This is a genomic window from Haloferax mediterranei ATCC 33500, from assembly GCF_000306765.2.
Classification (GTDB): Archaea; Halobacteriota; Halobacteria; order Halobacteriales; family Haloferacaceae; genus Haloferax; species Haloferax mediterranei.
This window is the reverse complement of the sequence record NC_017941.2, coordinates 1,352,778-1,378,231: the sequence shown is the minus strand read 5'-3', so window position 1 is coordinate 1,378,231 and position 25,454 is coordinate 1,352,778. Positions and strand designations below refer to the sequence as shown.

29 protein-coding genes are annotated in these 25,454 nt (G+C 60.5%); 21 read left to right on the top strand and 8 right to left on the bottom strand.

Translation table 11 applies throughout. The annotated features are described in order from the left end of the window. The first annotated feature begins 146 nt into the window (after nt 1-146). From HFX_RS07150 to HFX_RS07140, 3 genes are all read left to right on the top strand, one after another. Nucleotides 147-404 (top strand): DUF5789 family protein, encoded by a 258-nt coding sequence (locus HFX_RS07150; RefSeq protein WP_004056993.1) that lies wholly within the window; start codon nt 147-149, stop codon nt 402-404. Nucleotides 405-506: 102 nt separating this feature from the next. Next, nucleotides 507-827 (top strand): transcription factor S, encoded by a 321-nt coding sequence (locus tag HFX_RS07145; RefSeq protein ID WP_014732302.1) that lies wholly within the window; start codon nt 507-509, stop codon nt 825-827. Between the two features lie 40 nt (nt 828-867). Further along, complete coding sequence (locus tag HFX_RS07140; protein WP_004056995.1) at nt 868-1,443, top strand: DUF6517 family protein; 576 nt, start codon at nt 868-870, stop codon at nt 1,441-1,443. 26 nt (nt 1,444-1,469) lie between these two features. Here the strand turns inward: HFX_RS07140 and HFX_RS07135 are convergent, their stop codons facing one another. From HFX_RS07135 to HFX_RS07125, 3 genes are all read right to left on the bottom strand, one after another. Then, nucleotides 1,470-2,195: a tRNA (adenine-N1)-methyltransferase gene (locus tag HFX_RS07135; protein ID WP_004056996.1), complete on the bottom strand. Its 726-nt coding sequence runs from the start codon at nt 2,193-2,195 to the stop codon at nt 1,470-1,472. Beyond that, on the bottom strand, nt 2,192-2,560 hold the full coding sequence (locus HFX_RS07130; protein WP_081603708.1) for a nascent polypeptide-associated complex protein: 369 nt from the start codon (nt 2,558-2,560) through the stop codon (nt 2,192-2,194). The genes HFX_RS07135 and HFX_RS07130 overlap by 4 nt, the downstream gene beginning before the upstream one ends. Nucleotides 2,561-2,634: 74 nt before the next feature. Further along, the gene (locus HFX_RS07125) at nt 2,635-3,303 is read right to left on the bottom strand and encodes an O-methyltransferase (RefSeq protein WP_004056998.1); all 669 of its coding nucleotides are present in this window, start codon (nt 3,301-3,303) and stop codon (nt 2,635-2,637) included. A 141-nt stretch (nt 3,304-3,444) separates the two neighbouring features. On the opposite strand from HFX_RS07125, the gene HFX_RS07120 reads away from it, so the two are divergent. The 3 genes from HFX_RS07120 (at nt 3,445) to HFX_RS07110 (ending at nt 6,870) form a co-directional block, all read left to right on the top strand. Further along, the gene (locus HFX_RS07120) at nt 3,445-5,121 is read left to right on the top strand and encodes an acyl-CoA mutase large subunit family protein (protein ID WP_004056999.1); all 1,677 of its coding nucleotides are present in this window, start codon (nt 3,445-3,447) and stop codon (nt 5,119-5,121) included. A gap of 360 nt (nt 5,122-5,481) precedes the next feature. After that, entirely contained in the window at nt 5,482-5,685 is a 204-nt protein-coding gene (locus HFX_RS07115; RefSeq protein ID WP_137685668.1) for a hypothetical protein, read from the top strand. 222 nt (nt 5,686-5,907) lie between these two features. Beyond that, nucleotides 5,908-6,870: a phosphotransferase family protein gene (locus tag HFX_RS07110; protein ID WP_004057001.1), complete on the top strand. Its 963-nt coding sequence runs from the start codon at nt 5,908-5,910 to the stop codon at nt 6,868-6,870. Nucleotides 6,871-6,984: 114 nt separating this feature from the next. Here HFX_RS07110 and HFX_RS07105 read toward each other — a convergent pair whose 3' ends face one another. Beyond that, nucleotides 6,985-7,311, bottom strand: coding sequence for a YbjQ family protein (locus tag HFX_RS07105; RefSeq protein ID WP_004057002.1), 327 nt, complete (start codon nt 7,309-7,311; stop codon nt 6,985-6,987). 54 nt (nt 7,312-7,365) lie between these two features. On the opposite strand from HFX_RS07105, the gene mce reads away from it, so the two are divergent. From mce to HFX_RS07075, 6 genes are all read left to right on the top strand, one after another. Then, on the top strand, nt 7,366-7,749 hold the full coding sequence (mce, locus tag HFX_RS07100; protein WP_004057003.1) for a methylmalonyl-CoA epimerase: 384 nt from the start codon (nt 7,366-7,368) through the stop codon (nt 7,747-7,749). A 76-nt stretch (nt 7,750-7,825) separates the two neighbouring features. Continuing rightward, nucleotides 7,826-9,856, top strand: coding sequence for an o-succinylbenzoate--CoA ligase (menE, locus tag HFX_RS07095; protein ID WP_004057004.1), 2,031 nt, complete (start codon nt 7,826-7,828; stop codon nt 9,854-9,856). An 87-nt stretch (nt 9,857-9,943) separates the two neighbouring features. Continuing rightward, nucleotides 9,944-11,602, top strand: coding sequence for a long-chain fatty acid--CoA ligase (locus HFX_RS07090; protein WP_004057005.1), 1,659 nt, complete (start codon nt 9,944-9,946; stop codon nt 11,600-11,602). 90 nt (nt 11,603-11,692) lie between these two features. After that, nucleotides 11,693-12,844: an acyl-CoA dehydrogenase family protein gene (locus tag HFX_RS07085; RefSeq protein WP_004057006.1), complete on the top strand. Its 1,152-nt coding sequence runs from the start codon at nt 11,693-11,695 to the stop codon at nt 12,842-12,844. A gap of 77 nt (nt 12,845-12,921) precedes the next feature. Further along, nucleotides 12,922-13,413: a universal stress protein gene (locus HFX_RS07080; protein ID WP_004057007.1), complete on the top strand. Its 492-nt coding sequence runs from the start codon at nt 12,922-12,924 to the stop codon at nt 13,411-13,413. Between the two features lie 213 nt (nt 13,414-13,626). Further along, entirely contained in the window at nt 13,627-14,289 is a 663-nt protein-coding gene (locus HFX_RS07075; RefSeq protein WP_004057008.1) for an AIM24 family protein, read from the top strand. Between the two features lie 149 nt (nt 14,290-14,438). Here the strand turns inward: HFX_RS07075 and HFX_RS07070 are convergent, their stop codons facing one another. After that, the gene (locus HFX_RS07070; protein ID WP_004057009.1) at nt 14,439-15,020 is read right to left on the bottom strand and encodes a DsrE/DsrF/DrsH-like family protein; all 582 of its coding nucleotides are present in this window, start codon (nt 15,018-15,020) and stop codon (nt 14,439-14,441) included. Next, nucleotides 15,017-15,268, bottom strand: a complete 252-nt coding sequence (locus tag HFX_RS07065; protein WP_004057010.1) for a sulfurtransferase TusA family protein — start codon at nt 15,266-15,268, stop codon at nt 15,017-15,019. Before HFX_RS07065 ends, HFX_RS07070 begins: the two co-directional genes overlap by 4 nt. 269 nt (nt 15,269-15,537) lie before the next feature. On the opposite strand from HFX_RS07065, the gene HFX_RS07060 reads away from it, so the two are divergent. From HFX_RS07060 to HFX_RS07030, 8 genes are all read left to right on the top strand, one after another. Continuing rightward, nucleotides 15,538-16,725 (top strand): MBL fold metallo-hydrolase, encoded by a 1,188-nt coding sequence (locus HFX_RS07060; protein ID WP_004057011.1) that lies wholly within the window; start codon nt 15,538-15,540, stop codon nt 16,723-16,725. Next, nucleotides 16,726-17,217, top strand: a complete 492-nt coding sequence (locus tag HFX_RS07055) for a YeeE/YedE family protein (RefSeq protein WP_004057012.1) — start codon at nt 16,726-16,728, stop codon at nt 17,215-17,217. Beyond that, nucleotides 17,214-17,678, top strand: a complete 465-nt coding sequence (locus tag HFX_RS07050) for a DUF6691 family protein (protein ID WP_004057013.1) — start codon at nt 17,214-17,216, stop codon at nt 17,676-17,678. Before HFX_RS07055 ends, HFX_RS07050 begins: the two co-directional genes overlap by 4 nt. Nucleotides 17,679-18,216: 538 nt before the next feature. Further along, nucleotides 18,217-18,366, top strand: coding sequence for a DUF7512 family protein (locus HFX_RS20005; RefSeq protein ID WP_004057014.1), 150 nt, complete (start codon nt 18,217-18,219; stop codon nt 18,364-18,366). Further along, nucleotides 18,363-19,409 carry a sulfite exporter TauE/SafE family protein gene (locus HFX_RS07045; RefSeq protein ID WP_179955374.1) on the top strand — a complete coding sequence of 349 codons (1,047 nt, stop codon included), beginning with the start codon at nt 18,363-18,365 and terminating at the stop codon, nt 19,407-19,409. Before HFX_RS20005 ends, HFX_RS07045 begins: the two co-directional genes overlap by 4 nt. 178 nt (nt 19,410-19,587) lie before the next feature. Then, nucleotides 19,588-19,968, top strand: coding sequence for a helix-turn-helix domain-containing protein (locus tag HFX_RS07040; RefSeq protein WP_014732297.1), 381 nt, complete (start codon nt 19,588-19,590; stop codon nt 19,966-19,968). A 101-nt stretch (nt 19,969-20,069) separates the two neighbouring features. Continuing rightward, nucleotides 20,070-20,276, top strand: a complete 207-nt coding sequence (locus HFX_RS20285) for a DUF7835 family putative zinc beta-ribbon protein (RefSeq protein ID WP_004057017.1) — start codon at nt 20,070-20,072, stop codon at nt 20,274-20,276. Between the two features lie 85 nt (nt 20,277-20,361). Beyond that, entirely contained in the window at nt 20,362-20,754 is a 393-nt protein-coding gene (locus HFX_RS07030) for a response regulator transcription factor (RefSeq protein WP_004057018.1), read from the top strand. On the opposite strand, the gene HFX_RS07025 is transcribed toward HFX_RS07030, so the two are convergent. Together HFX_RS07025 and HFX_RS07020 are read right to left on the bottom strand one after the other, a co-directional pair. After that, on the bottom strand, nt 20,751-22,499 hold the full coding sequence (locus tag HFX_RS07025) for a bacterio-opsin activator domain-containing protein (protein ID WP_004057019.1): 1,749 nt from the start codon (nt 22,497-22,499) through the stop codon (nt 20,751-20,753). The two genes, HFX_RS07030 and HFX_RS07025, sit on opposite strands and share 4 nt — an antisense overlap. A gap of 104 nt (nt 22,500-22,603) precedes the next feature. Next, the gene (locus HFX_RS07020) at nt 22,604-24,616 is read right to left on the bottom strand and encodes a sensor histidine kinase (RefSeq protein ID WP_004057020.1); all 2,013 of its coding nucleotides are present in this window, start codon (nt 24,614-24,616) and stop codon (nt 22,604-22,606) included. Nucleotides 24,617-25,023: 407 nt separating this feature from the next. Here HFX_RS07020 and HFX_RS07015 point away from each other — a divergent pair, with 407 nt between their 5' ends. Then, the gene (locus HFX_RS07015) at nt 25,024-25,323 is read left to right on the top strand and encodes a UPF0058 family protein (protein WP_004057021.1); all 300 of its coding nucleotides are present in this window, start codon (nt 25,024-25,026) and stop codon (nt 25,321-25,323) included. Nucleotides 25,324-25,454: the final 131 nt, after the last annotated feature.

Here is a 25,454-nt window from a genome sequence, read left to right as displayed (position 1 = left end):
CGCAGTCCGAGACTGCACGTAGTATACAGTCTAGACTTCCTTCTTCGCGGTCGTTTCTCGCGCCGGGCGAGCCGAACCGAGAGCTGCAATTCCTGTGTTAGCACGCGTCCTGCTACTGCTAAGTGCTCTAAAGGCAATTAATAATCATGGAGAAAACCATCAAATTGAGCCGCGTCGAGTCCGTTCTCGAAGACCTCTCGTATCCACTCACACGCCACGATGCTGCGGCGGCGCTCGACGGCGTGACGGTCCTCATGGCCGACGGGAACGCCGACCTCGGTGAGATGGTTCGGAACTGTTTGCCCAGTGAGTTCGCTGACGCGACCGACCTCTATTACGAACTCAACAACGCGATGCCCATCGAGGCGGTCGGCGAACCGAGGCAGTCCGATGGCGACGCCTGAGCGTCTCTCGGCCCGTTTTTGGTAACTCGCGTCCGAGTAGCCTGCGAATTCCCGCGGCGTAACCCAGGCGTTTAAGTCTTCCAAGCGGTAGGACGTACTATCATGGAGTTCTGCGACGAATGCGGGTCCCTGATGACGCCGGAGGACGGTGTCTGGGTCTGCCCGAACGGGCACGAGAAAGCACGCGACAGCGAGAAAGAAAAAGCGATGGTCACCACCGAGGGCCAGGAGTCGAGCGAAGTTGTCGACATGTCCGACGTCGACAACGCCGAAATCGGTCCGACGACGACGGCCATCTGTCCGAAGTGTGAGCACGACGTGGCGCGCTACGAGATGAAGCAGATTCGCTCGGCCGACGAGTCCGAGACGCGTTTCTTCACCTGCGTCGAGTGCGACCACAAGTGGCGCGAAGACGACCACTGAGCAACTCGCCTTTTTCCACCCTCCATCCGTAGACGGTGGCATGGTTGATTCGCCAGCCGTACCGACGCTTCCCCCGCTTGAGGGGTGGGTCCGCGTCGATGAATCGACCGACCGACTGTTTCAATTCGGCCTCGTCACGGTGCGCGCCAGAACGGTAGTGTACGAGGACGAGACGCTTCGAACGCGAGTGGCAACGAGCGATGACGGCCCGTGGCGCTTTCTTTTCGCCAGTCGACTCGTGATTCGACCTCGGACCCCGATGTCGAAGGCACTCACGCAACTGGTCCTCTCGAATGCGACGTCCGGGTTGGAGTCGCGTCTCCGAACGCGAGGGTTTTCGAATATTCGTCGAACCGGGTCGCGGACGCTCGCCGTCGAAGGCGGCGAGGCCGAGGTCGTCCGGTACGACGCGGCTGTCGAGACCGACGGCGTCGAACTCGCGGCCGACGCCTACCTCGCGGTGACGCCCGTCGACGGCGAATTTCTACTCACGGGCGGTGCGTATCCGCGGGAAGTCGTTGACGGTGACGAGAAGACGGCCGCAGTGCTCCGCGAAGCCATCGACCCAGAGCGATTCAGGGAAGAGTTATTTGAAGTAATTCGCCGCGTCGAGTGAGGTGTGACCCCTGCAAGCCCGACGAATTACTCGTTGCGAGCGAAGACGAGATAGCCGGTGTGGCCGACGCCAGCGGTCGACGGGCGCGACCCGCGCTCGCCGAAGTCCATGTGGCGCTGGATTGTTTCGAATGTCTCTACGTCGGAGAGGCCAGCCTCGCGGGCAGCCTCGACGGTGTCGCGCGTCCCTTCGACGAACGGCGAGTAAACGGCGACGTAGCCGCCAGTCACGAGGAGGTCCGGCGCTTCGCGGACGACTTCGGGTGCGTTTTCGGTGTCGAGCGTGAGCACGTCGAAGTCCGCCTCGCGGAGGTCGTCGAGTTCGTCGGTGATGTCGCCAGTTCGGACATCGACGTGGTCTTCGACGCCCGCGAGTCGCATGTTCTCGCGCGCAACGTCGGCGAAGTCGGCCTTCCGCTCGAAGGTCGTCACGTCGACGTCGAGTCGGCCGAGATACGCCGAGAGGACGCCCGTCCCGGTTCCTGCGTCGAGGACGCGTTCGCCCGCCGCGATGCCGGTGTGGCCCACGATAAGGCCGATGTCGCGCGGCATCATCGGCGCACCGGTGCGCTCGAAATGGTTGAAGAGGTCCGGCCCGCGGGGTTCGCGGACGAGGAAGTCCTCACCGATGTGTGTCTCCAGCGTTTGGCCCGGTTCCACATCCTCGGGGACCGTCAGCATCCCAAGGTCGGTGTGGAGTTCTTCACCGGGCGCACGGAGATACTCCCGGTCGCCGTGGACGAGGAGTATCACTCGAATTTTGCGATGGCCGCGGCGAGGTCGCCGTCTTCGGCCTCCAGCGCTTCACGAGCGTCGTCCTTCGAGACGCCAGCACGCTGTGCGACGATTTCGATGTCGGATTCCGGAATTTCTCCGGCAGCAGCCTCGTCGGCCGCGTCGTCACCAGCGCCGAGTTCGCGCGTCTCGGGTTCGCCGACGACTTGGTAGGTTTCCTGGCCTTGTGCGTCCATGCGCGTGACCTGCGCGTCCGAGAAGACGAGTTCCTCGTCGGCCGTCTTGATGACGACTTCCTCGGCGTCAAGCTCGGTGACGTCGATACCCATCTGCTTCATCATCTGCTTCATCTTTCGCGGGTTCATCCCGCCGCCTCCAAACATACCTGAAGGGTGGGGGGCGGCTCTCAAAAGCGTGGCGAACGTCGGTGCGGCGCGCCCGACCCCCGCGGAGCGATTTATTCGACTCGCGTGCTGACTGCGAGACCGTTCCCGATGGGGAGGACGATGGTCTCGTACCGCGGGTCGGCGCGGACCGCATCGAGGTAGGCCGCGATACCGCGGGTGTCGGCGTTCGCTCCGTCGAGTGCTTTCGCCGTCCCCTCGCTCCAGTCGGTCAACGCACCGAAGTCAATCGGACCACGCATCACGTTGTCGGCGACGACGAGTCCGCCGACTTCGACACGGTCGCGGACGATATCGAACGCCTCGGCGTAGCGATGTTTCTGGTGGTCGAACAGGACGAGGTCGAACTCACCGTCGACGGTTTCGACGAGTTCGAGCGCATCGCCTTCGAGGAAGGTACTCCGGTCGGCGAGGCCGGCACGTTCGAGGAAGTCGCGTGCCATGTCGAGTTCGTCGGGGTCGTGTTCGGTCAAGATTAACTCGGCGTCGTCGGCCATTCCCTCGGCGAACCAGGTCGCCGAGTAGCCGAACCCCGAACCGAACTCGAACAGTCGACGTGCGCCGCTGAGGTGGGCAAGAAACCGGAGGACGCCACCCGCTTCGGGACCGATGATTGGGAATCCGTTTTCGGACGCGTACGCCGCCATCTCGGCTTGCACTTCGTCGTGTTCGGGCGCGGTGGCCGTGAGAAACCGCTGTGTCTCGTCGCTTACAATGTCCATATATATTGAGGGTTCGCCTGTGGGATAAAGTTCGACTCCGTGACGTGCTTGCCGAGGTGCGAATCCGCGTCTACTCCGGTAGTTACCCCCGCCGTCCGCGACCCGCCTACGCTTAAGTAGGGACAAACCACATCTTCGACCATGTTTGATCCCGACGAACTCGAGGAAATTCGGGAGGCGAAAGCCGAGTGGGAGGAGGAGACCCTGTCTCCAACACTCGACCGATTCGGGGAACGTAAAGACGAGTTCACGACGGACACGGGTGGGAACGTCGTCGAACGACTCTACACGCCGGCCGATACGGACCTCGATTACGACGAGGACATCGGCTTCCCCGGCGAGAAGCCGTACACGCGCGGTGTCTACCCGACGATGCACCGTGGGCGACTCTGGACGATGCGGCAGTACGCCGGGTTCGGCACGGCCGCCGAGACGAACGAACGCTTCCGGTATCTCATCGACAACGGGTCGTCGGGACTCTCCCTCGCGTTCGACCTGCCGACGCAGATGGGCTACGACTCCGACGCGATGATGGCTGCCGGCGAAGTCGGGAAGTCCGGCGTCGCCATCGACAGCCTTCACGACATGGAAACGGTCTTCGACGGCATCGACCTCGGCGAAGTCTCCACGTCGATGACCATCAACGCACCCGCAGCAGTGCTCTTGGCGATGTACGTCGCACTCGGCGACAAGCAGGGTGTGCCCCGCGAGCAACTCCGCGGGACCATCCAGAACGACATCATGAAAGAGTACATCGCGCGGAATCTCTACATCTTCCCGCCGGAACCGTCGATGCGACTCATCACGGACATCTTCGAGTTCTGTGCGGAGGAGACGCCCAAGTTCAACACCATCTCTATCTCCGGGTACCACATCCGCGAGGCCGGGTCAACCGCGGCGCAGGAAGTCGCGTTCACCCTCGGCAACGGCATCCAGTACGTTCAGGCCGCGGTTGACGCCGGTCTCGACGTGGACGATTTCGCCCCGCAACTCTCGTTTTTCTTCAACGCACACAACAACATCCTCGAAGAGGTGTCGAAGTTCCGCGCCGCCCGGCGCATGTGGGCGAAAATCATGGAAGAGCGCTTCGGCGCGGAGAACCCGAAGTCGATGCAACTGAAGTTCCACACCCAGACCGGCGGGTCGACGCTCACCGCCCAGCAGGTCGAGAACAACGTCGTCCGCGTCGCCTATCAGGCGCTCGCGGCGGTCCTCGGAGGGACGCAGTCGCTGCACACCAACGGAAAGGACGAGGCGCTGTCGCTCCCCACCGAGAAGTCGGTTCGGACGGCGCTTCGAACCCAGCAGATTCTCGCCCACGAATCCGGCGCGGCGGACACTATCGACCCGCTCGCCGGGAGCTATTACGTCGAAGCCCTGACCGACGACATCGAAGACGAGGCGTTCGACCTGCTCGACGAAGTCGACGAACGCGGCGGGATGCTCAAGGCCGTGAAAAACCAGTGGGTCCAAGGCGAAATTCAAGACGTGGCGTACGAGCGTCAGCGCGAGATTGAAACGGGTGAGCGAACCATCGTCGGCGTCAACAAGTATCAGGTGGACGAAGAGCCGACCGTCGAAGTGCAGGAAGTCTCGGAGAAAGAAGAGCAAAAACAGGTCGAAGCGCTCGAAGCCCGGAAGGAAGCCCGCGACGACGAGGCCGTCGACGCCGCCCTCGAAGCGATTCGGACGGCCGCGAACTCGGACGACAACCTCATGCCGTTCATCGTCGATGCCGTCAAAGCCTACGCGACAATCGGCGAGATATGCGGCGTTCTCCGCGAGGAGTTCGGCGAGTACGAACCCGGAATGGCCTGAGTCGAGACGCTTTCACATATCCAGTCTCCGCCAACGAGTCACTGGTTCTATACTTTCACCCGACTGAGAAAACTTATTACAGACTCTTGAGTGGCTGTTAACGAGGATTTACGATGCCTCTTATTGGATTCTAAACTCGTCACACGGTCGGTCGCCACTTTGTCGGTGCGAACGTTGCACCACCAGTTAGCCGTCTCTTCGGAGGCGACCGTCACGTCGTGGGGCTCTTTACCCGTTCAGCCCCCGGTATCGTATCCGACTGTTCATTCACCTCAACGAATGTCACGAAGACATCCCCAAGACACTCGTACCGCATCTGAGTATCCCACACCCCAGCACAAACCCGCCCCGACGTTTACGGTGCAGGCCATCATGGTCGCACTGACCGTCGGCGCGGTCGTCGTTGCCAGCTACCCCGTGATTTCGCTGGTCGTGGCGACCATGTTCGTCGGCGTCGTGCTGGCCGCCCGAGTCGCCGTCGCCCGCATCGAGCGCGACCCGGTGAACGTCCGCGTTCCCGGTTCGCAACTCGAAGTGACTGTCGCTCGAACCGCCGGTGATTAAATCCAACCACGCTCCGACTTCGACGGCCTACTTGGTGCCGTCTGACGCCGGTTTGGTTTCGCCGCCGTCGCGTCCGCTCTACACCCGCTGACGCCGCGCTTCCACCCACGGTTTTCGAGCAGTTCCCACCGCTCCGCGCTCTTCTTCCGAGACTCGGCCTGTCGTTCGATTGCTGACAGCTATCCGTCAGTTTTGATAGTGTACTACGTGATCGTTCCACCGATGGACGACCGAATCGCGTCGGCGCTCGAACTGGCGTTTCCCGACCGCGACGCCGACACTGTCGGTTCTGCCGGTATCTCTTGGAACGAGAAGAACAACACAGTCTGCGTGGAGTTCGCCGATAGAGAGACCGTATATCTCAAAGTCGCAAGCGACGATGATGGTTCTCGAATTGCCCGCGAGACCGCTGTCATTCCCTACGTGGATTCCCACACTGACGTTCCTGTCCCGACAATCTTGACACGTGAAGCGGACGGTCCAGTCCCATATATTGCGACTGCACCCGTCTCTGGACCGAATCTCGTCGAGTTGTGGACGGACGCTGTATCCTCGGAACGAGTCGCACTCGCCCGAGAAGTTGGCGCGTCCCTCGCTCGCGTTCACGAACTCCGGTTCGAGACCCACGGACTCATTACGGATGGTGATGCGACCTCCCTCGAACTGGACTCCGGGCCGTGGACCGACGTTCTGGTCGAGACGATTGCCCACATGCGGGAACTCGCCCCCTCCGAGCGTTTCGACCATCACTTCGACAAAGTGACTCAGGCGGTCGTCGAGAACCGAAAGACGCTGGACGGCGCACCCGCCGCGTTACTCCACGGCGACCTCGCCCAACCGAATTGCTTCCGGACCGCGTCCGGACTCGGATTTCTCGACTGGGAAATCGCACACGTTGGCGACCCGGCCAGAGACCTCTATCGAGCCAAAGTCCAACTCTTCGACTCGCTTCGCTCTGAGGGTCCTGCGGAGATTATCGACGCCTTCTACGACGGGTATCGGTCGGTTGCGGGCGGACTCCCCGACGGTTACGAAACCCGCCGTCCCATCTACGCGGCCGTCAGGTTTCTCGGTGTTTCCGGGTTCTTCGACAAGTATGCTGAGTTCCGCGACGAGGATATGGAACTCTTCGCAGACTGGGTCGATTCGGAGATGACTCGGCGACTCGATAGACTGGAGTCGTAGCGGCGGACCGGACAAGTCCTTCTAACTCGTCGGCACCAACTCGGTCGCGACTATGTTTACGGCGGCGAACCTCATCGTTGGCGTCGGTACTGCCGCTCGTTCGCTGTCTTCGTTCTATTCGGGCTTCTCGGCGAGTTTGACGGCGGTTCCGTAAGTGAGAATCTCCGCAGCGCCCTGCGTCACTTCGGATGTCACGTACCGAACGCCGACGATGGCGTCTGCGTCGATTGCCTCGGCCTCCTCTATCATTCGCTCTGTCGCCTCGTCACGGGCGTCGGTCATCAGCCCGGTGTAGGACTTGAGTTCGCCGCCGACGATGTTTCGGAGTCCCTGCGTAATGTCTCGCCCGACGTTCCGGGCGCGAATCGTGTTTCCGCGAACGGTTCCGAGGGTTTCGGTGATTTCGCGTCCTGTGATAGACCCCGTTGTAGTTACAATCATGACAGGTACGTGGAACCGTTTGGGTTTATCCGTTACGCCCGACGAACAGGTGACATGCACTTCGACCACATCGGAATCGCCACGCCGGACGCCGCCGGATTGGCCGCGTTGTTCGAGGAGTTATTCGACGCGCCGGTGGCTCACGAGGAGACGTTCGACGGGATGACGGTCGTCTTCCTCGAACTCGAAGACGGTTACTTCGAACTGCTCGAACCCCACGAGGAAGGTGCTATCTCGAAGTTCCTCGACAAGCGCGGGGGCGGTATCCATCACGTTGCGCTCGAAACAGACGACATCGAAGGGGCGCTCCAGACCGCGCGGGACGCCGGTGTCGGCCTTATCGACGAGGAGCCGCGCCCCGGCGCGTGGGGACACGACGTTGCGTTTCTCCATCCGAAATCGACAGGTGGCGTTCTCGTGGAGTTCGTCTCCCACTAGCGCCTCCTATGTCGATTTCCGATACTTCGGCCGGCGTACCCACGCCGGTGAGCGCACCGACGACACACGGTGAACGATGACCGACGACTTGACAGACACCGCCGACACCGACCCGACGAGACACGGCTTTGCCGGGCCGATGCGGGATTGGCTTTCGCATCGCGTCGCAGCGACTCCCGACCGACGGGCACTCATTCACGCCCCGACGGGTGATTCGTGGACGTTCCGCGAACTCGACGGGCTCGTCACCGAAACGGCGGGACAACTTGCTGCACTCGGCATCGAAGCGGGTGACCACCTCGGCGTCGTCCTCGACCCCGGTATCGACTACGTCCGCCTCATTCACGCCGCGACCCGTCTCGGTGCGGTCCTCGTCCCACTCAGTGAACGCTTGACGCCGGACGAAATCAGGCGCAACATCGAAATTGCGGACGTAACGACGCTCGTCTGCGGTGAATCGACGGAGTCTACAGCAGTCGAAGCCACGACTGACGTCCCTGTTGTCTCTGTCGACGAACCCCATTGGGAGGGCGTCATCAACCTCTCGGCTATCGCGCCGAAACGAATCTCGCCCGCCGGGTGGACCCTCTCCGAGACGATGCTTCTCTTGTTCACATCGGGGACGACCGGCACGCCGAAGGCCGTCCGACTCACGATGGGGAACCTCCTGGCGAACGCGGTCGCCGGGTCGTTCAGACTCGGCCTGTCACCGGACGACCGATGGCTCGTCACGCTCTCATTGCACCACATGGGCGGTATCGGGCCGATTCTCCGCAGTCCACTGTACGGGACGACTATTGTCCTTCGCGAGGGGTTCGATGCCGGTGGTGCTGCAGACGATATCGGCAAGTACGACGTGACCGGCGTCTCGCTCGTCCCGACGATGCTTACCCGAATGCTCGACAGCAGGGGCACGCTTTCCGACTCCTTGCGGGTCGTTCTACTCGGGGGTGCACCCGCCTCCGACGAACTCATCGAGCGCTGTCGGAACTACTCGGTTCCGGTGTACCCAACCTACGGGATGACCGAGACGGCCTCCCAAGTCGCGACGGCAACTCCTCGCGAGGCGTTTTCGGCCGTCGGAACCGTCGGTAGACCGCTCTTTTTCACCGACCTCTCGGTTATCGGTGAGGGCGGATTCATCGTCGAACCCGGTACGCCCGGTGAAATCGTCGTTTCCGGGCCGACTGTCTCGCCCGGCTACTACCGGAATCCAGACGCGACAGCGAAGGCATTCACCGACGAGGGACTCCGAACCGGTGACATCGGCTATCGAGACGAAGACGGTCTGTTGTACGTTCTCAACCGAAAGGACGACCGTATCATCACTGGCGGTGAGAACGTCGACCCCGGTGAGGTGGTCGAAGTCCTCCGACAGTATCCCGCCATCGACGACGCAGTCGTCCTGGGTATCCCGGACAGCGAGTGGGGTGAGCGCGTCTCCGCACTCGTCGTCCCCTCTGACCCGGACATCTCGCTGGATCGAGACGCGCTCGATACGTTCTGCCGCGAACAACTCGCCGGGTTCAAGGTTCCGCGATTGGTCGAGACGGCGGACGAACTTCCGCGGACGGTCTCGGGGACGGTCGACCGTGAGGCTGTTCGCGAGCAACTGGAGGCCGCTCGCCCGGTCACCGAGGCGGAACCGGAATGGGACGGCGACGTTTCAGACAGCGACGAGGCAAACGCTGACTCCGATACCGACGTTTCTCCGGGTGCCGACTCGCTCATCGTCGACGACGCCGAACATGACATAGTTGGTGATGCTGAAGATGACATCGTCGACGACGCTGAAGACGACACGGTCGGCGGCGAAGAAAAGGGAAGCAACGGCGAGAATCCTGCTACCTCCGACGGCGAGGGTGGTTCCAGCCGAAACGACATCTCCGATAGAGACGACTTCGAGCAGGACGCAAACGACACTGTCGAACTCGGAGACAATGAGGTGTCCGATACTGACGACGGACTCGACCACGACGGGAACACTATCGACGACGAACCCGGCTACGGAGTGGGTTCCACCGACGAAGCCACCCACGACAAGCGCAACACCGACGACGAGTCAGCCCGCGACAGGGACGACAACGAACCCAGCCGCGACGAGTGAACACAGTTGGTGTGTGTTTCGAATCCGTAGCCCGCACCCTGCTGTATCTTCCCAAACAATCATTGTGTTTTACCACAAGGGGAACGTATGGTAGGCACTACCAATCAAACGCTTCGGCCGTTTTTGTGGCGGGCAGGCAAACTCTATCCGGACCGTGAAATCGTCTCGCGGACTGCCGAAGGACTCGAACGATACACGTACTCGGAGTACGAGGGTCGAGTCGCCCAACTCGCGGGGGCACTCGCCGACGCCGGTATCGAAACCGGTGACCGGGTCGCGACGTTCTGTTGGAACCACAATCGACATTTCGAGACGTACTTCGGCGTTCCCTCGATGGGTGCGCAGCTACACACCATCAATCCGCTTCTGCCGGACCATCACATCCAGTACATCGTCGAAAACGCACAGGACCGTCTCGTCTTCGTCGACCCGTCGTTAGCGCCGAAACTCGCCGGCGCAGTCGACGAGGACGCCTTCGATTCCGTCGAACAGTTCGTGGTGATGGCCTCGGAGGTTCCCGACACCGACCTCGACCCGGTGACCGACTACGAGTCGTTCATCGCCGACTACTCCGGCGAGTACGACTGGCCGGACCTTCCGGAAGAACAGCCGGCGGGGATGTGCTACACCTCCGGAACGACGGGGAAGCCGAAAGGCGTCGAGTACTCCCAACAGATGCTCTGGGCGCACACGATGGCGACGCTCCCCAAGTCGGGACTCGACATCGGTGCGAAAGATGTCGTCATGCCGGTCGTCCCGATGTTCCACGTCAACGCGTGGGGACTCCCGTTCTCGACAACCGCTGCGGGTGCGAAACACGTCTATCCGGGACCATCACCGACACCCGAAGACCTCGCAAAGCTCATCGAAGAAGAAGGGGTGACCATGACCGCGGGCGTGCCGACGGTCTGGCTCGGTCTCCTCGACTACCTCGACGAGAACGACGCCGACATCTCTTCTCTCGACCGCATCATCATCGGCGGGTCGGCTGCACCGAAGTCGGTCATCCGCCGCTTCGACGAGGAATACGACGTGGACGTGCTCCACGCGTGGGGGATGACCGAAACGTCGCCCGTCGGGACAGTCGCCCATCTCAAACCTGGGATGGAGGACCTCCCCGCAGAAGAGCAGTACGAAAAACGCGGGAAACAGGGGCTTCTTGCTCCCGGATTGGAGATGCGCGTCGTCGACGACGACGGCAACGAAGTCCCGTGGAACGGTGAGGACTTCGGCGAGCTATGGATTCGCGGGCCGTGGGTAACGACCGAGTACTTCGAACGTCCCGAGGCGAACGAGGAGGACTTCGAAGGGAACTGGCTGAAGACCGGCGACGTCGTGACCGTCGACGAAGACGGCTACGTCAAAATCGTCGACCGAGCAAAGGACGTCATCAAGTCCGGCGGCGAGTGGATTTCGTCGGTCGAACTGGAAAACGCCATTATGGCCCACGACGACGTGGCCGAAGCGACCGTCATCGGCGTCCCCCACGAGCGCTGGCAGGAACGCCCTGTCGCGTTCATCGTCCCGAAATCCGGCACGGACGAAGATGCGCTCAAGCAGAACATCGTCGAACTCGTCAAATCGGAGTTCCCGAAGTGGTGGACGCCCGACGAAGTCGTCTTCATCGAGGAGGTTCCGAAGACGGCGACCGGGAAGTTCGACAAGAAGGTGCTCCGAAACCAGTACGATGACTCGTCGCTCGTCGAGGGGAAGACACCTGACAAGGAGGCTCCATCGGGGAACTGATTTCACGCCACTCACACTTTCAAAAGACAACGAGTTTGAAGTTTATACTGGTTCCATACACTATTTTACCTTACAAACCCACGGCAACGTATGGAACTTCTCGACGAATCCATCGTGCCCGAGCACGCCCGTGCCCTCAAGCAGGAGGCACGCGAGTTCGCCGAAGCACACATCGCGCCCGCCGCCGAGGAATACTACGAGTCCGGCGAGTACCCACGCGAAATCCTCGAAGCGGGGATGGAAGCGGGACTTGTTGCACAGGACATCTCCGAAGAATACGGTGGAAAGGGTCTCGACCTCCAGCAAATTCTCGCCATCTCCGAGGAGTTCTACCGCGCCGATGCCGGTATCGCCCTGACGCTCCAACTCGCCTCGTTCGGCTGTGAGATTATGGAGCACTACGGCAGCGAAGAACAGAAAGAAAAGTGGCTCCGCCCGGTCGCCGAAAACGAACAGATTTCGGGACTCGCCGTCTCCGAGCCACAGACCGGTTCCGACATGGCTGGCATGGAGACGACCGCCGAAAAGACCGACGACGGGTACGTCCTCAACGGCGAGAAGTACTGGGTCGGAAACGCCGTCGAAGCCGACTGGCTCACCGTCTACGCCAAGACCGGCGACTCCGACGACCGCTACTCCAACTACTCGATGTTCGTCGTTCCGACGGACACGCCCGGTTACGAGGCCGAACACATCCCCGAGAAGATGGGTATGCGCGCGTCGAAACAGGGCCACATCGTCTTCGACGACTGCGAGGTTCCCGAGGAGAACCTCATCGGAGCCGAAGGCGGCGGCTTCTACATGCTCGCGGACTTCTTCAACCACGGTCGCGTCATCGTCGGCGGCCACAGTCTCGGTCTCGCCGCGGCCGCCATCGAGGAGGCGTGGGACTTCGTCCACGGCCGGAAGGCCTTCGGTCGTAACGTCTCGGAGTTCCAAGCCGTCCAGCACATCCTCGCGGACATGCGCATGGAGTTCGAATCGGCCCGCGCGCTGAACTGGCGCGCCGCGGAGAAGGTCCAAAACGGCGAGGACACCGGCTTCTGGGCCGCCTCTGCAAAGACGAAATCGACCGAAATGGCCGTCGACGTGGCCGAACGCGGCATGCAACTCCACGGCGGTCGCTCGGTCCTCAACGAGTACAAGATTTCCCGCGTCTACCGCGACGTTCGTATCCCGGTCATCTACGAGGGTGCCAACGAGATTCAGCGCAACCTCATCTACCGGCAGGGCAGCCTCTAAGCACGTCGTCTGTTCACACAACAGTTTCACCGATGTGCTGAGCAGAGACTTAGTTGACGGCCAGCCTACGTTGAGGTATGACCTTCATGGTCCCGTTCGATGGCTCGTCCTTGGCGCGGGCTGCGCTCGTTCGAGCCACGGAATACGCAGAAGCGCTCGACGAATCGGTAGTTGTGGTCAGCGTTATCCCGGATGACGAGGTGTACCTCCGCCAGCAGGGATGGACTCAGTCGGAGGAGACCTTCGACATCGAATCCGTGGTCGAGTCGCTTCGTGAGGAAGTAACGGAGCTGTCTCCCGATGCGACCTTTCGCTACGAACGTACGACATCTTCGAGCCCCCAATCGATTGCGAGGGAGATTCGGGCCGCGGCAGCCGATATTCGGCCCACTGTGGTGTTTTTGGGCAGTGAAAACGTCGGGGAAATCGTGACTCCAGTTAGTAGCGTCGGGGGTGAAGTGGCCGCGAATGTCGAATACGATGTCTACATCGTTCGGCACTGGTCTCAGACTACCGTGAGCGGGTTGGAGCCACAACTGGAGCAGTATCCGACTACTGAGGAATCCTGACGCACCAACAGCCGATACCCCGGGCAGGGACGGCTCGTCAATGCCACTCCAGGTCGGCTTTTCCCACACGTTTCAACGACCTCCCCCCAACCGACGGAGCGACGAATTTCCGTCAAAGAAGTCGTGAACTAGACAACATCTGGCAGATAGAACTATACTTTGGACAGACAGTCATCTAAACAGAGTCGTCTCCGCTACGACTCGGTGACTCCAATGGATGTAGACGAATTCATCGACACGCACGCACCGGCCGAGGGTGGCGAAGCCTTCGAACTCGAAAACTCGAAACTCCTCGACATAACGCTCGACGGGAGCATCATGGCCAAAGCCGGGTCGATGGTGAGCTACACCGGTGATATCTCGTTCGAGCGGAAATCGACCGGGGGGCTGAAGGGAATGCTGAAAAAGAAGGCGACCGGCGAAGGGGAGGTCATGATGGAAGCCTCCGGCTCCGGGCACCTCTATTTGGCTGACCAAGGGAAAGAAGTCCAGATTCTCGAACTCGACACCGGAGAGGAAATTAGCGTCAACGGAAACGACGTGCTAGCGTTCGAGAACAGCATCGACTGGGACATCAAGATGATGAAGAGCATCGCCGGTGCCTCTTCCGGCGGCCTGTTCAACGTCTTCCTCGAAGGGCCTGGCCACGTCGCCATCACGACGCACGGGTCGCCCCTCGTGCTCGAAACGCCGGTCACGACGGATCCGAACGCGACAGTCGCATGGAGCGGCAACGTCTCGCCCTCGTCGAAGCGCGATATCAACCTCAAGGGACTGCTCGGTCGCTCGTCGGGTGAGACGTACCAACTCCAGTTCGCGGGTGACGGCGGGTTCGTCATCGTCCAACCCTACGAAGAAGTCCAACCCGGCCAGTAACCGACGGGGCTCGTCGGGCCGAACGAGCACGAACAGACCTAGTAACCGTTCTTTTTCAGGGTTCGAAGTCCACTGTGAGAGTTCGAAAACGATGGCATGGTGAGATAGGGTACCGAGGTATGGGAAGTTGGTGGGAGAAAGAAACCTCGCTAAATCATGAGTTGCACGTCGGCGTCGGCCATGTGTTGGAGGGCCGTCGCCGCGCCGACGCCGGTCGTAACGCCGTCGTAGAACTCGTCTTCGTCGTAGCCCATCAGTTCGATAGTCATCTGACACGCCTGCAGGTCGACGCCCATATCGAGGGACGTCTCGATGAGTTCCTCGATGGTTGCGGTCCCGTTTTCTTTGATTTTCTTTTCCATCATGCTCGTGGCGACGTTGTCCATGAAGGGCAACGCGGCGACGGCGTTGGGCATCGGCATGCTCGGGTTGCCGACCGCACTGAGTTTGAGGTTCTTCGACTTCTCCTCGTGGAGAATTTCGAGCCCCCAGAACGTGTGGAAGACCACGACATCCCACCCGAACGCGGCCGCCGTGCTCGCGAGGATAAGCGGCGGATACGCCATGTCGAGGGTCCCTTTCGTTGCGATGATGGTCATCGACTGCTGCCCGCTGTCGTCGGTCGCCTCGCGGAGGTCCGAAACCTCCGCTTCGAGGGCTTGTATCTGTGCCCGAAGGTCTTCGACGGAGGCGGTCGTCGTGTCGACGGGCGCGTCAGCGTCGGAGCTCATTCCTTCTGGATGTAGTGGAGGAAGACCGCTTCGCCTCCTTCCTCGGCTTCTTCTTGGTCGAGCATCGAGACGCCGTCGGTCGTGTCGGCCCATCCCTTTAGGTCGCTAACGCTTCCAGAGTCCGTCGCGATGACTTCCAGAACCTCTCCATCGGAGAGGTCGTCGACCGCACCGCGGGTCTTGACGACGGGCATTGGGCAGGACAGTCCTTTCACGTCGAGGGTATCGGTAGGTTCGTATTCACTCATATTTCGATTTCACCTGTGTTGGGTGTATCCCACAATATCATGGTGCTTCGTAAAAGTTTGTCGATTCTTGGGATGACAATACAATATCAAACTCTCGCTATTATATTGCCCATAATGGCCGGAATAACGTCGTCTAAGCTAGATTATACGCCCACCGATACACAGCTATACATCTGAGACGGATACTCACGAGGCAGATAGTCTTGTGATAATTTGGAACGACTACCCAAATCCTTAAGTCTGGACATCCAATAGTGGGTGATGAATACATGGCTGTTCCAGATCTGCCGAAACTCGACGTCGAAGTGCCCGTCATCGAACCCGAAGCGCTCAAGTCACGTATCGACGACGGTGAGGCGCTTACTATTCTAGACAATCGGGTTCCCTCCGAACACGAGGACTGGCGCATCGATGGCGAGAACGTTTCGCACGTCAACATTCCGTACTTCGAGTTCATGGACGAGGACCTCGACGAGTCACTGTTTGAAGACTTACCGGAGGACGAGGAATTCGTCGTCCTCTGTGCGAAAGGCCACTCTTCCGAGTACGTCGCCGGGTTACTCATCGAGGAGGGATACGATGCCGTCGCCCTCGAACGCGGGATGAACGGCTGGGCAAGTGTCTACGAGTACACCGAACTGGAGACCGACGGCGACGCCGTCGTCGCGCAATACCAGCGCCCATCCAGCGGGTGTCTCGCCTATCTCATCGTCGACGGTGACGAAGCCGCCGTCGTCGACCCGCTTCGGTACTTCGCCGACGAATACGTTGCCGACGCGAAGGCGCTGGGCGCGGAACTGACGTACGCCATCGACACGCACATCCACGCGGACCACATCAGCGGTGTCCGCACGCTGGTCGAAGATGCGGGCGTTACGGGCGTCATCCCCGAAGCCGCAGAAGCCCGTGGCGTCGACTACGACACCGACTACGAGACCATCGCGGACGGCGAGACGCTGACCGTCGGCGACACGGACATCGAAGCTATCTACACGCCCGGCCACACGACCGGCATGACGACCTACAAGGTCGACAACGTGCTCTTCACCGGTGACGGCCTGTTCATCGAGTCCGTTGCTCGCCCCGACCTCGAAGACGGCGACGAAGGCGCGCCCGATGCCGCGGGCATGCTCTACGATTCGCTCCAAGAACGCATCCTTTCGCACGACGACGACTTCCTCGTCGCGTCCGCACACTTCAGCGACGCGGCAACCCCTGCCACCGACGGTAGCTACACCGCGACCCTCGGGGAACTCACGGCTACGATGGACGCACTGCACATGAACCGCGACGAGTTCGTCGAATTCATCCTCTCGGACATGCCGCCACGGCCGGCTAACTACATTGACATCATCGAGACCAACCTCGGCGTCCAGGAGTCGGACGACGACCGTGCGTTCGAACTCGAACTCGGTCCGAACAACTGCGCGGCAAGTAACGAAGCCTTGACGAACTAAATGACGGGTCTGACGCCGCTCCTCGTCGACAGCCTCTTCCCGAACGGTATTGCGAACTACGCGCTCGGTGGTTTCCTCATCGGTCTGGGGACGGCCATCATCTACCTCGGGACGGGCATCACTGCAGGTGCGAGCACCTTCCTCGAATCGACACTGTCGTACGTCTCCGACCTCCCACGGTTCAACAAGGCGAAGTACGTCGCATCGCGCAACTGGCGCGTCGTCTTCACCCTGAGCATCGTTTCCGGGGCTGCCCTCTACACCGTCACACTCGGTGATGGCTGGTGGGTCTCGGAGGTCCAACCGTGGCGCTTCGCCCTCGGCGGCGTCCTCGTCGGCATCGGCACACGTATCGGGAAAGGGTGTACGTCCGGCCACGGTGTCTGTGGTGTCGGCTCGCGCTCGCGAACCTCGCTCGTCAACGTCGCCACCTTCATGCTCGTCGCCATCGGGGTCGCACAACTCCTGAGTGCACTGGGTGTGTCGCCATGAGTAACGACGGACGCGGACTTGGGTTCCTGTTGGTCGTCATCCTCGGCGGTCTGATATTCGGGTTCGGTCTCGGACTGAGCAACATGGCCCGACCGGAGGTCGTCCTCGACTTCCTCCAGTTCGACGACTTCGGACTCCTCTTCGTCATGAGCGGAGCCGCAGTCGTCACCGGAATCGTCTTCGCGCTCGCCGAAGCGTCCGACAGTCGCGCGCCGATTACCGGCCGTAACTACGGTCGCCGACTGAAATCGTTCGACAAGAACGTCGTCGTCGGTGGCGTCATCTTCGGCGCTGGCTGGGGTATCTCCGGCATCTGCCCCGGGGCTGCGTACGCCAGCCTCGGCGTCGGCAACTATCCCATTCTCATCGCCATCGGCGGGATGTTCGCCGGTGCGTACCTGCAAGGGCTGTGGCGCGCTCGTCGCGCCGACAGCGCTGCTCGCAGCACCTCGGCCGACTGAAACGGCCCACAGCGAACCCGTTTCGCTCACTATCGCTTCGTTTTTCGGAATCTTTCGGTCGTAGATTCACCCGACTCTGTCACCTCTCCCTCGGGTGAGCCACTTTGCTACCGTCACGCCGGAACGCGTCGGGAGCTTTCGTCGTAATCTCTGTCACGAAGTTCATTGAAATCTCCGTCACGAAGCCCATTGCAATCCCCCGTCACGGGCTCATGTCGTGGCTTCCGCAACAGATGTAACCGTAGAATTGTCTCACCTCGTGTTCGGGTGGTAATGTCTCATAATAGTATTGCACAAGAAATAATTTATTATTCTGTCATAGATAGCGGCCATATATGTTTGTAATACTCTGTAATACAATTATTGCCTACTCTGACGGTATTTCTGTGTCCAATAGATAACTTATACAAATCCAATTCCAATATGGTCTTGCATAGTTTTCCCAAAAGCGTTATATTCTCACTCCGGTTAGCCAGCACTGTACAAGAAAGTATGATTCGTACAATATACACTGGACGCCCCACGGGGTGCTGGTAAGATGTTCGGCATCGAGAGTCTGGCCGGTAACGCACAGGCAGCGGTCCTCGTCAGCGTCGTACTCGTCGAGGCGATGGTGCTGTACGTCGGCTATGGTGCGTTGACTCGTGCGCTCGGACCGTCCGTCCAGAGGCTCATCGGTGGTGAATAACCGTGTTTGAGCTATTCGGAATCTCGGCCGGAATGCTGGGCCTCTTCGTCGCGTTTGGGGTCCTCATCGGTGTTCTGTTCGGGTTCTTCGGCATGGGTGGGTCGTTTCTCGTAACGCCTGCACTCCTCGTGATGGGATACCCCTCGCGCGTGGCTGTCGGGTCTGGACTTGCCTTCGTCTTCGGGACCTCCGTCATCGCGACGCTCAAACACCGTGACCTCGGGCAAGTCGACTACAAACTCGGCGTTTCGATGATTATCGGGACCACCGTCGGTCTCGAAGTCGGGAAAGAAATCGTCCTCTACCTCGAAGAACTCGGACTCGCCGGTAACATCATCAGCGTCACGTACGTCCTGCTGCTCGGCGGTATCGGCCTGTTCGTCACGTACGAGGCGCTGAAAGGCGGCGATGACGACGGCGGCGTCAGCCACGATGTCGACGCGGACGCCGAAATTGACGCCGACGACATCCCCGAAATCGCAAAGAAGATTCAGAGCTACTCGTTGCCTCCGATGATTACTCTCCGCGGCGGGATTCAGGTCTCGCTGTGGATGATTCTTCTCGTCGCGTTCGCAACAGGTCTGCTCTCGGGGTTCCTCGGCGTCGGTGGCGGTTTCATCCGCATGCCCGCGCTGTTCTACCTCATCGGCGTCCCGGTCCCAATCGCGGTCGGGACCGACCTGTTCGAGATTATGTTCTCGGGCGGTATCGGCTCGTTCCTCTACGCCCAATCCGGCGGTGTCGACCTCTCTATCGTCGCACCCCTCTTGGCCGGCTCTGCGCTCGGTGCCCGTATCGGGTCCGCTGCGACCTCCATCGTCGACGAGGACGAAATCAAGATTTACTTCGGACTGATGCTGCTGCTCGGCGCGCTCGCAGTCGCTGTCCGCCAGGCCGGAAACTACCTCGGTATGGGCGTACTCGACTACGTCAGCCTCGCGCTCATCCTCGGGTCCGCGCTCATGGTCTCCGGTGCGGTGCTCTACAGCGCCGTCAAGTCTATTCGTGCGCCGTCGAGCGCCGGTACGTCCACGGCGGACTAATCGTCGCTCCCCGCTTCGAACACACGCTTCGACTACGCTCCTCGCCTCGGCGACGACCGCACTCGCATCGAACTCGAATCAGCCGTACCAGGAGTCCGCTTTTCTCCCGGTGTTGTGCAAAGCATACAAACCCTTTTGAGTGCTGACCCCGTAGCCCGAGTTGATAATGGCTAGTTCGATGGTCGAATATCTGCAATCGGACATGGAGTGTGAGGGGCTCCTCGAATGTCTCCACGGACTCAAGCAGCTCGACCGACGGTGCTTCGAGATTCTCGTCGAAAGCGAGGATCACCTGACCGTCGACGAAGTTGCCGACGCCGTAGAACGCGAGCGGTCGACGGCGTACCGCTCAATCCAGCGACTCCTTCAGGCGGGGCTCATTCAGAAAGAGCAGGTGAACTACGAACACGGCGGCTACTACCACGTCTACCACCCCACCGACCCCAACGAAGTCGCAGATGACATGCAGCGGATGCTCAACGACTGGTACGCGCAGATGGGTACGCTCATTCAGGAGTTCCGCGACAAGTACGACGAGAAGATTCTCGCCGCAGAATAACTTCGAATCGGCCGACAACACGGCGGATATTCTCCCGGCCCAAATCGATTAGGTTCCGTATTCAACCACATCCAGTTCATAGCCTTTGTTACGACCGCTCTATGTCGAAGAGTAAAAGCAGTCCCCGAAACAACGAGTTCGTCGAAGAGTGTCCCTCGTGTGAGTCACGGACCCCTCACGACGTCTCTATCGAAATCAAGACCGAGAGCCGAAAACGTGAGAACCGTGAGTTCTCCCGTGAACCGTACCGCGTGGCACAGTGTACGCGGTGCGGCGACACTCGGTCTCAGCGCATGAACGACGCGTGAACGCAACTCCTACCGTTGATTGGCAGCCAATCAACCCAATCCCCGCCAGCAAACAGGCGCCCTCGACGCACCACCGGTTCGAGAGATGACACAAGCTACTCCCAAAGACGCGCCGACTGTCCTCCTCGTCGACGACGAGGTAGCCCTCGCTGACAGCCTCGCACTGTGGCTCGAACGACAATATAACGTCAGGGTCGCCTACTCCGGACGCGAGGCCCTCCAAGCATTCGACGGCGACGTTGATGTCGTCTTTCTCGACCGAAACCTCCCCGGTCTCTCGGGTGAGTCGGTCCTCAACGAACTCCACCGACAAGCCGAGTCAGATGCGTTCGCAGTCATTATGTTGAGTGCAATGCCGGACTCCGAACTGTCCGATCTCCCCGCTGACGACACGCTCACGAAACCAGTCACGAAGACGCAACTTTTCGACGCAGTCGCTCGATTCGTCGGTAATACTCCCGAAGCGACAGTCGATTAGTCGTCCGCCGAACGCGGCGCTATCTCGTCAAAATACGTCTCGATGAGCTTTCGCTCCGCTGTTCGAAGGTGCTCGTGAAGCGTCGGCGGTGAAATACCGAGTGAGTCCGCGACTTCCTCGGCCGTACTCCCACGTGGCCACTCGAAATACCCCGAGACGAGCGAGGTTTCGAGGACAGTCTTCTGTCGGTCGGTCAACTTCGAATCGAGTTCTCGCCGGAAGGAGTCCGCAGATTGGACCGCCCGTTCGACCTCCCGCTTTGCGAGGACGGACACACCGGGTACCGATTTCGTGACTGCTTCGACGATGGCTCCGTGGTCTGCGTCGGCTGCAACGTGGAGCACTAGAGTTCCGTTTCCATCGGTGAGTTCCAGTCGATCGACGCTCGCGCCATGGTCGATTGCGGTCGCCAGAACTGCCTCTTCGTCGATTCGGAGCTCCAAGACGGCCTCGTCGTCGCCATCGGAAACGATGCGCGCTCGCAAGACATCAGTGTATTTGGCCACTACCTCAACCGCGTCAGTACCCGATACACCGCCCACAGTGACGAAGCAAGCTAATTCGTCATCGAGGCGGGTCACACCGTCGAGCGAGAGAGTGCATCCGAGGTCGGCTGCGACCGCCGCGAGGGTACTGGCATCTCGTTCGAGTTGGAATTCCAGTTCGACGACGCTGTCGCCGTTGAGAAGGCGTTTGCTCTGGACCGCGTTGATTCCGTTTCCGACCGTTGCGCCGAGGTCTGAGAACAGCGCCGCCGACTCGTCGTCGAACTGTCTCGCCTCGTCGTAGACGACGAGTGCCCCATACACCGTGTCGCGGTAGACGATTGGGACACAGAGCGCTGAGATATCGCCGAGGTCGCTCGCGCGTGCTCCGAACATCGCGGCTCGGTGCTCGTCGGAGATGCGGTCGAAGATGTAGCCGTCGCCGACGATTCCGTCGCTGTCGAAGGCCTCATCGACGAAACTGAGGTCGACTGCCTCCGGTTCAACACTGAGGCCCGCGCTGGCAGTACATCGGTGTGTTCCGGCAGCGGTCCGTCTGAGCACGTACGCGGCTTCGTGTGCGGCCGCAACCGAATCACAGACGGTCTGTTCGATTTTATCGCGCGTCCGCGCGTCGATGAGTGCCCGGTCGATGTCGCGAATGAGACCGTTGACGCGGCTGAGACGGTCGAGTTGTGCTTCCCGGTTCTGAATCGCCGCCTCGTGTTCGGCGCGCACCGCTTCGAGTCGCCCACGGAGGTCGTCGAGCGCTTCCGGTTCACGGAGCTTCTCGACTTCACGACTTTCGAGTGCCGCCTCGGTCGATTCGAGGGCGAAATACTCGCGGACTTCAGACTCGAAGTCCGACCGAACGAGGAGTTCTTCGACCGTCTCTTTGACCTCGGCTTCCGAGACTGGCTTGACGAGGTAGGCGTCGAACGCCATGTCGACGATGTCGGTGTCGGGTTCGACCGCGGTCATCATCGCAACGCGGCAGTCGAGCCCGCGGTCTCGAATCTCGTCGAGCACGTCGTCGCCGGTGACGTTGGGCATTCGGCGGTCAAGCAGGACCACATCGACATGCTCGTCGATACGGGAAAGCGCCGCTTCACCGCCGTACGCCGTCTCGACAGTGAACCGTTCGCCGTCGAGCCAGTATTGACAGGTATCTGCGAGGTCCTCGTCGTCGTCGACGACGAGGACGACTTGCTCGGCGGCCCGCTGGCTTGGGCTCTCGTGTGCCGAGCGTTCAGTGACCATCGTATCGAACACACAGTCTCGTTGGATAGTAATATATCTGCCCATCGTGGAAGGTTGAATTTAGCCGTTGCCACACGTTCAGGGCGTGGTCTCGCCGAAACCGACTACGCCCGTGGGAGCGTCACTACGAACGTCGCACCGCTCGGTTCGTTGTCTTCGATTCGAATCTCGCCACCGTAGCTCTCGACGATTTCGCGGACGAGAAACAGTCCGAATCCGTTACCCGGATTCGACAGGTCTTCGATGCGTTTGTCGACGATTCGGTGTTTCTCTTCGTCCGGAATGCCGGGCCCGTTGTCGGAGACACGAAGCTCGACGACTTCGTCGCCGGGCGCGACCTCCACGGTCACTTCCGGGTTCAGCTTGTCGTTGTGCTGGACGGCGTTTTTCAGGAGATGTTCGATTACCTCGTCCAGTAAGTCGTCGGCGACCACCGAGATTCGAGAGAGTCCACTGACGGATACCGAAACATCGTGTGATTCGGTTCTGAGCGTCTTCACCCCGTGTTCGACGGCTTCGTGAATCGGCCGCGGGTGCGTCTCGTGGGATTCGCGCTCGACGATGACTTTCATGAACGTCCGCATCGTACCCACGAGGTCCGTCATCTCGCGAACCCGGTTCTGTATCGTGTCGAGATGGGTCTGGCCCGCTGGTTCGACGAAGTCCCCGACGATGTCTGCACGCGCTCCGACCACGTTGAGACCGTTGAGGAGATTGTGCCGGATGATTCGATTCACGAACTCCAACCGTTCTTGCTCGCGTCGAAGTTCGCGTTCTCGTTCTTTTCGGGTGGTGATGTCGTGGCCTTCGAGCACGAGAAGCGAGACTGCACCGTCCTCGAAGACGGGCGTCACGGAGAAGTCAATCACCGCCGCACGGTCCCCGCAGGACCCGTCGACTTCGACCTCGTAGCGGACGAACTCGCCGTCTTTCGCGCGGTCGAGTGCTTCCTGTAGGTCGGCCATGCGTTCTTCGTCGCCGTTCCACCACGGCGTCTCCCACGCGAGCAATCCAACGATGTCGTCGCGGTCGGCGTTGACGAGGTCGAGCGCCGCGTCGTTCACTTTGAGAACGGTCCCGTCCGGTTCGACAAGCCCGATGTACTGGAACGTACTGTTGAATACCGCGTCTAACTGTTGCTCACGGCGCTTTCGTTCGGTCATATCGCGGGTTACTTTGGCGAATCCGTTGACCTTCCCGTCGTCGTCGGTTAACGCGGTGATAGCGATAGCAGCCCAGAACCGCGTGCCGTCCGCGCGGACGAGCCAGCCTTCGTCTTCGACGCGACCCTCGCGGCGCGCCCGTTCGAGGAGTTGACTCGGACGTCCGGCCTCGCGGTTTTCGTCGGTGTAGAACGTCCGAATGTGCTCGCCGAGAATGTCGTCGATTGAATAGCCCTTGATGGCCGTTGCTCCCCGGTTCCAACTCTCGACGCAGCCATCCGCGTCGAGTCGGAAGATGGCGTACTCTTCGATGTCTTCGACGATACGCGAGAATATTTCCTCGCGGCGTTCGAGTTCGCGCTCACGTTCCCGGCGGACGTGGGTGTCGATACCGTGGGCGACGGCGTGGCCGAGATTCGAGACGGGTTCGACCAACTCGGGCGTGAATGCCCCTTCGTGTTCAGCGTACATCGTGAGTACGCCGTACCGTGTGTCGTCGTAGACCAGCGGAACTGACGCCGCGGAGCGATAGCCCCGTTCGACCGCAATCTCACGGAACGGGCCGAAATCCGAGTCGTCGGGGATGCTGTGTGTCGTTTGGACCGAGTTCGTGCGGATTGCTCGCCCGACAGGACCGTTTCCGCCGGGACGGGACGCCGCCACCGAGACATTCATCTCGTCCAGATAGCCGTCTTCGACGCCCGCCCACGTCCGCGGTTCGACAGCGTCAGTCGCGTCGTCGACGACACCCACCCACGCGAACCGGAGTTCGTCGGTCTGGACGAGTCGTTCACACACTTGCTGTTCGATGTCCGCGCGCGCCGAGGCGTCGACGATGGTCTCGTTAACGTCTGCGATGACCTCGTTGAACGTTGCAAGGATGCCGAGGCGCTCTTGAAGCTCTCGCTCCGTAGTTGACGACGTCCCACCCTGCGTCTGAGAATCACCAGGCATCCGTCGGTACCCACCCCCGGTCAGCGTCCTGTTGTAGTTTCATACTGCGACTCCACTCCCCACCGACTTGGGCGTTTCCCGGCATGGCCAGTTCAGCCTAATCACGTAGGGCGGTGAATTAGTAGCGCCTGGTTCCTCGTCGTAAGTGGCCACAGTGACCTGCCCGGGTCACTCGTCGTGCCCGCACGCCCCCACCGGCGGATATCGACAACCCTTCCCCCCCTCTTTCCGCCCAGGGGACGTGTCCCTGCCCAAACCCAACTCCCTTTCCGCGCAATCGACCGCCGAGCAGACGGTGTCTTGTTCGTATCTGCTGGTCGTACACTCATTTCTAGCCGACACAGATATAAGACGAAAAGGACGCTTCACCGCGCCATTTACGCTGGATAAGCACATATGTGCATTACATGAAAAAGAACGAACTAATCCACCTACACACACTGCTCGTCGAAATCGGGGGAGAGTACCTCGAAGCAGGTGTCGCCTCGCGCGACGACCTTCAACCGTACTACCAACTCGACATCGGGCCGGTGGCGCTTCGGTGTTCTCGCGATGACCACGAATATGCGGTACGGACACTCATGACTGCCCTCGCAGTCTGTGCCGCCCACGACCTCGGACGTGACCCCACCGAGGTGCCCGGACAGCACCTCCTGCGCGACGATGCAACAACCAGAAGCACCGACCAGCGCGTTACGTCTCACTAATCTCTCTTCTCCGCAACGACGCCTACCCGAGAGTGATAGCGACGCCTACCCGAGAGTGATAGCGACGTAATCGTCCGGGAATGAAAGCGACGTGGTCGCCCGACGAGAGGACCTAAGACGGCCCAGTGAGA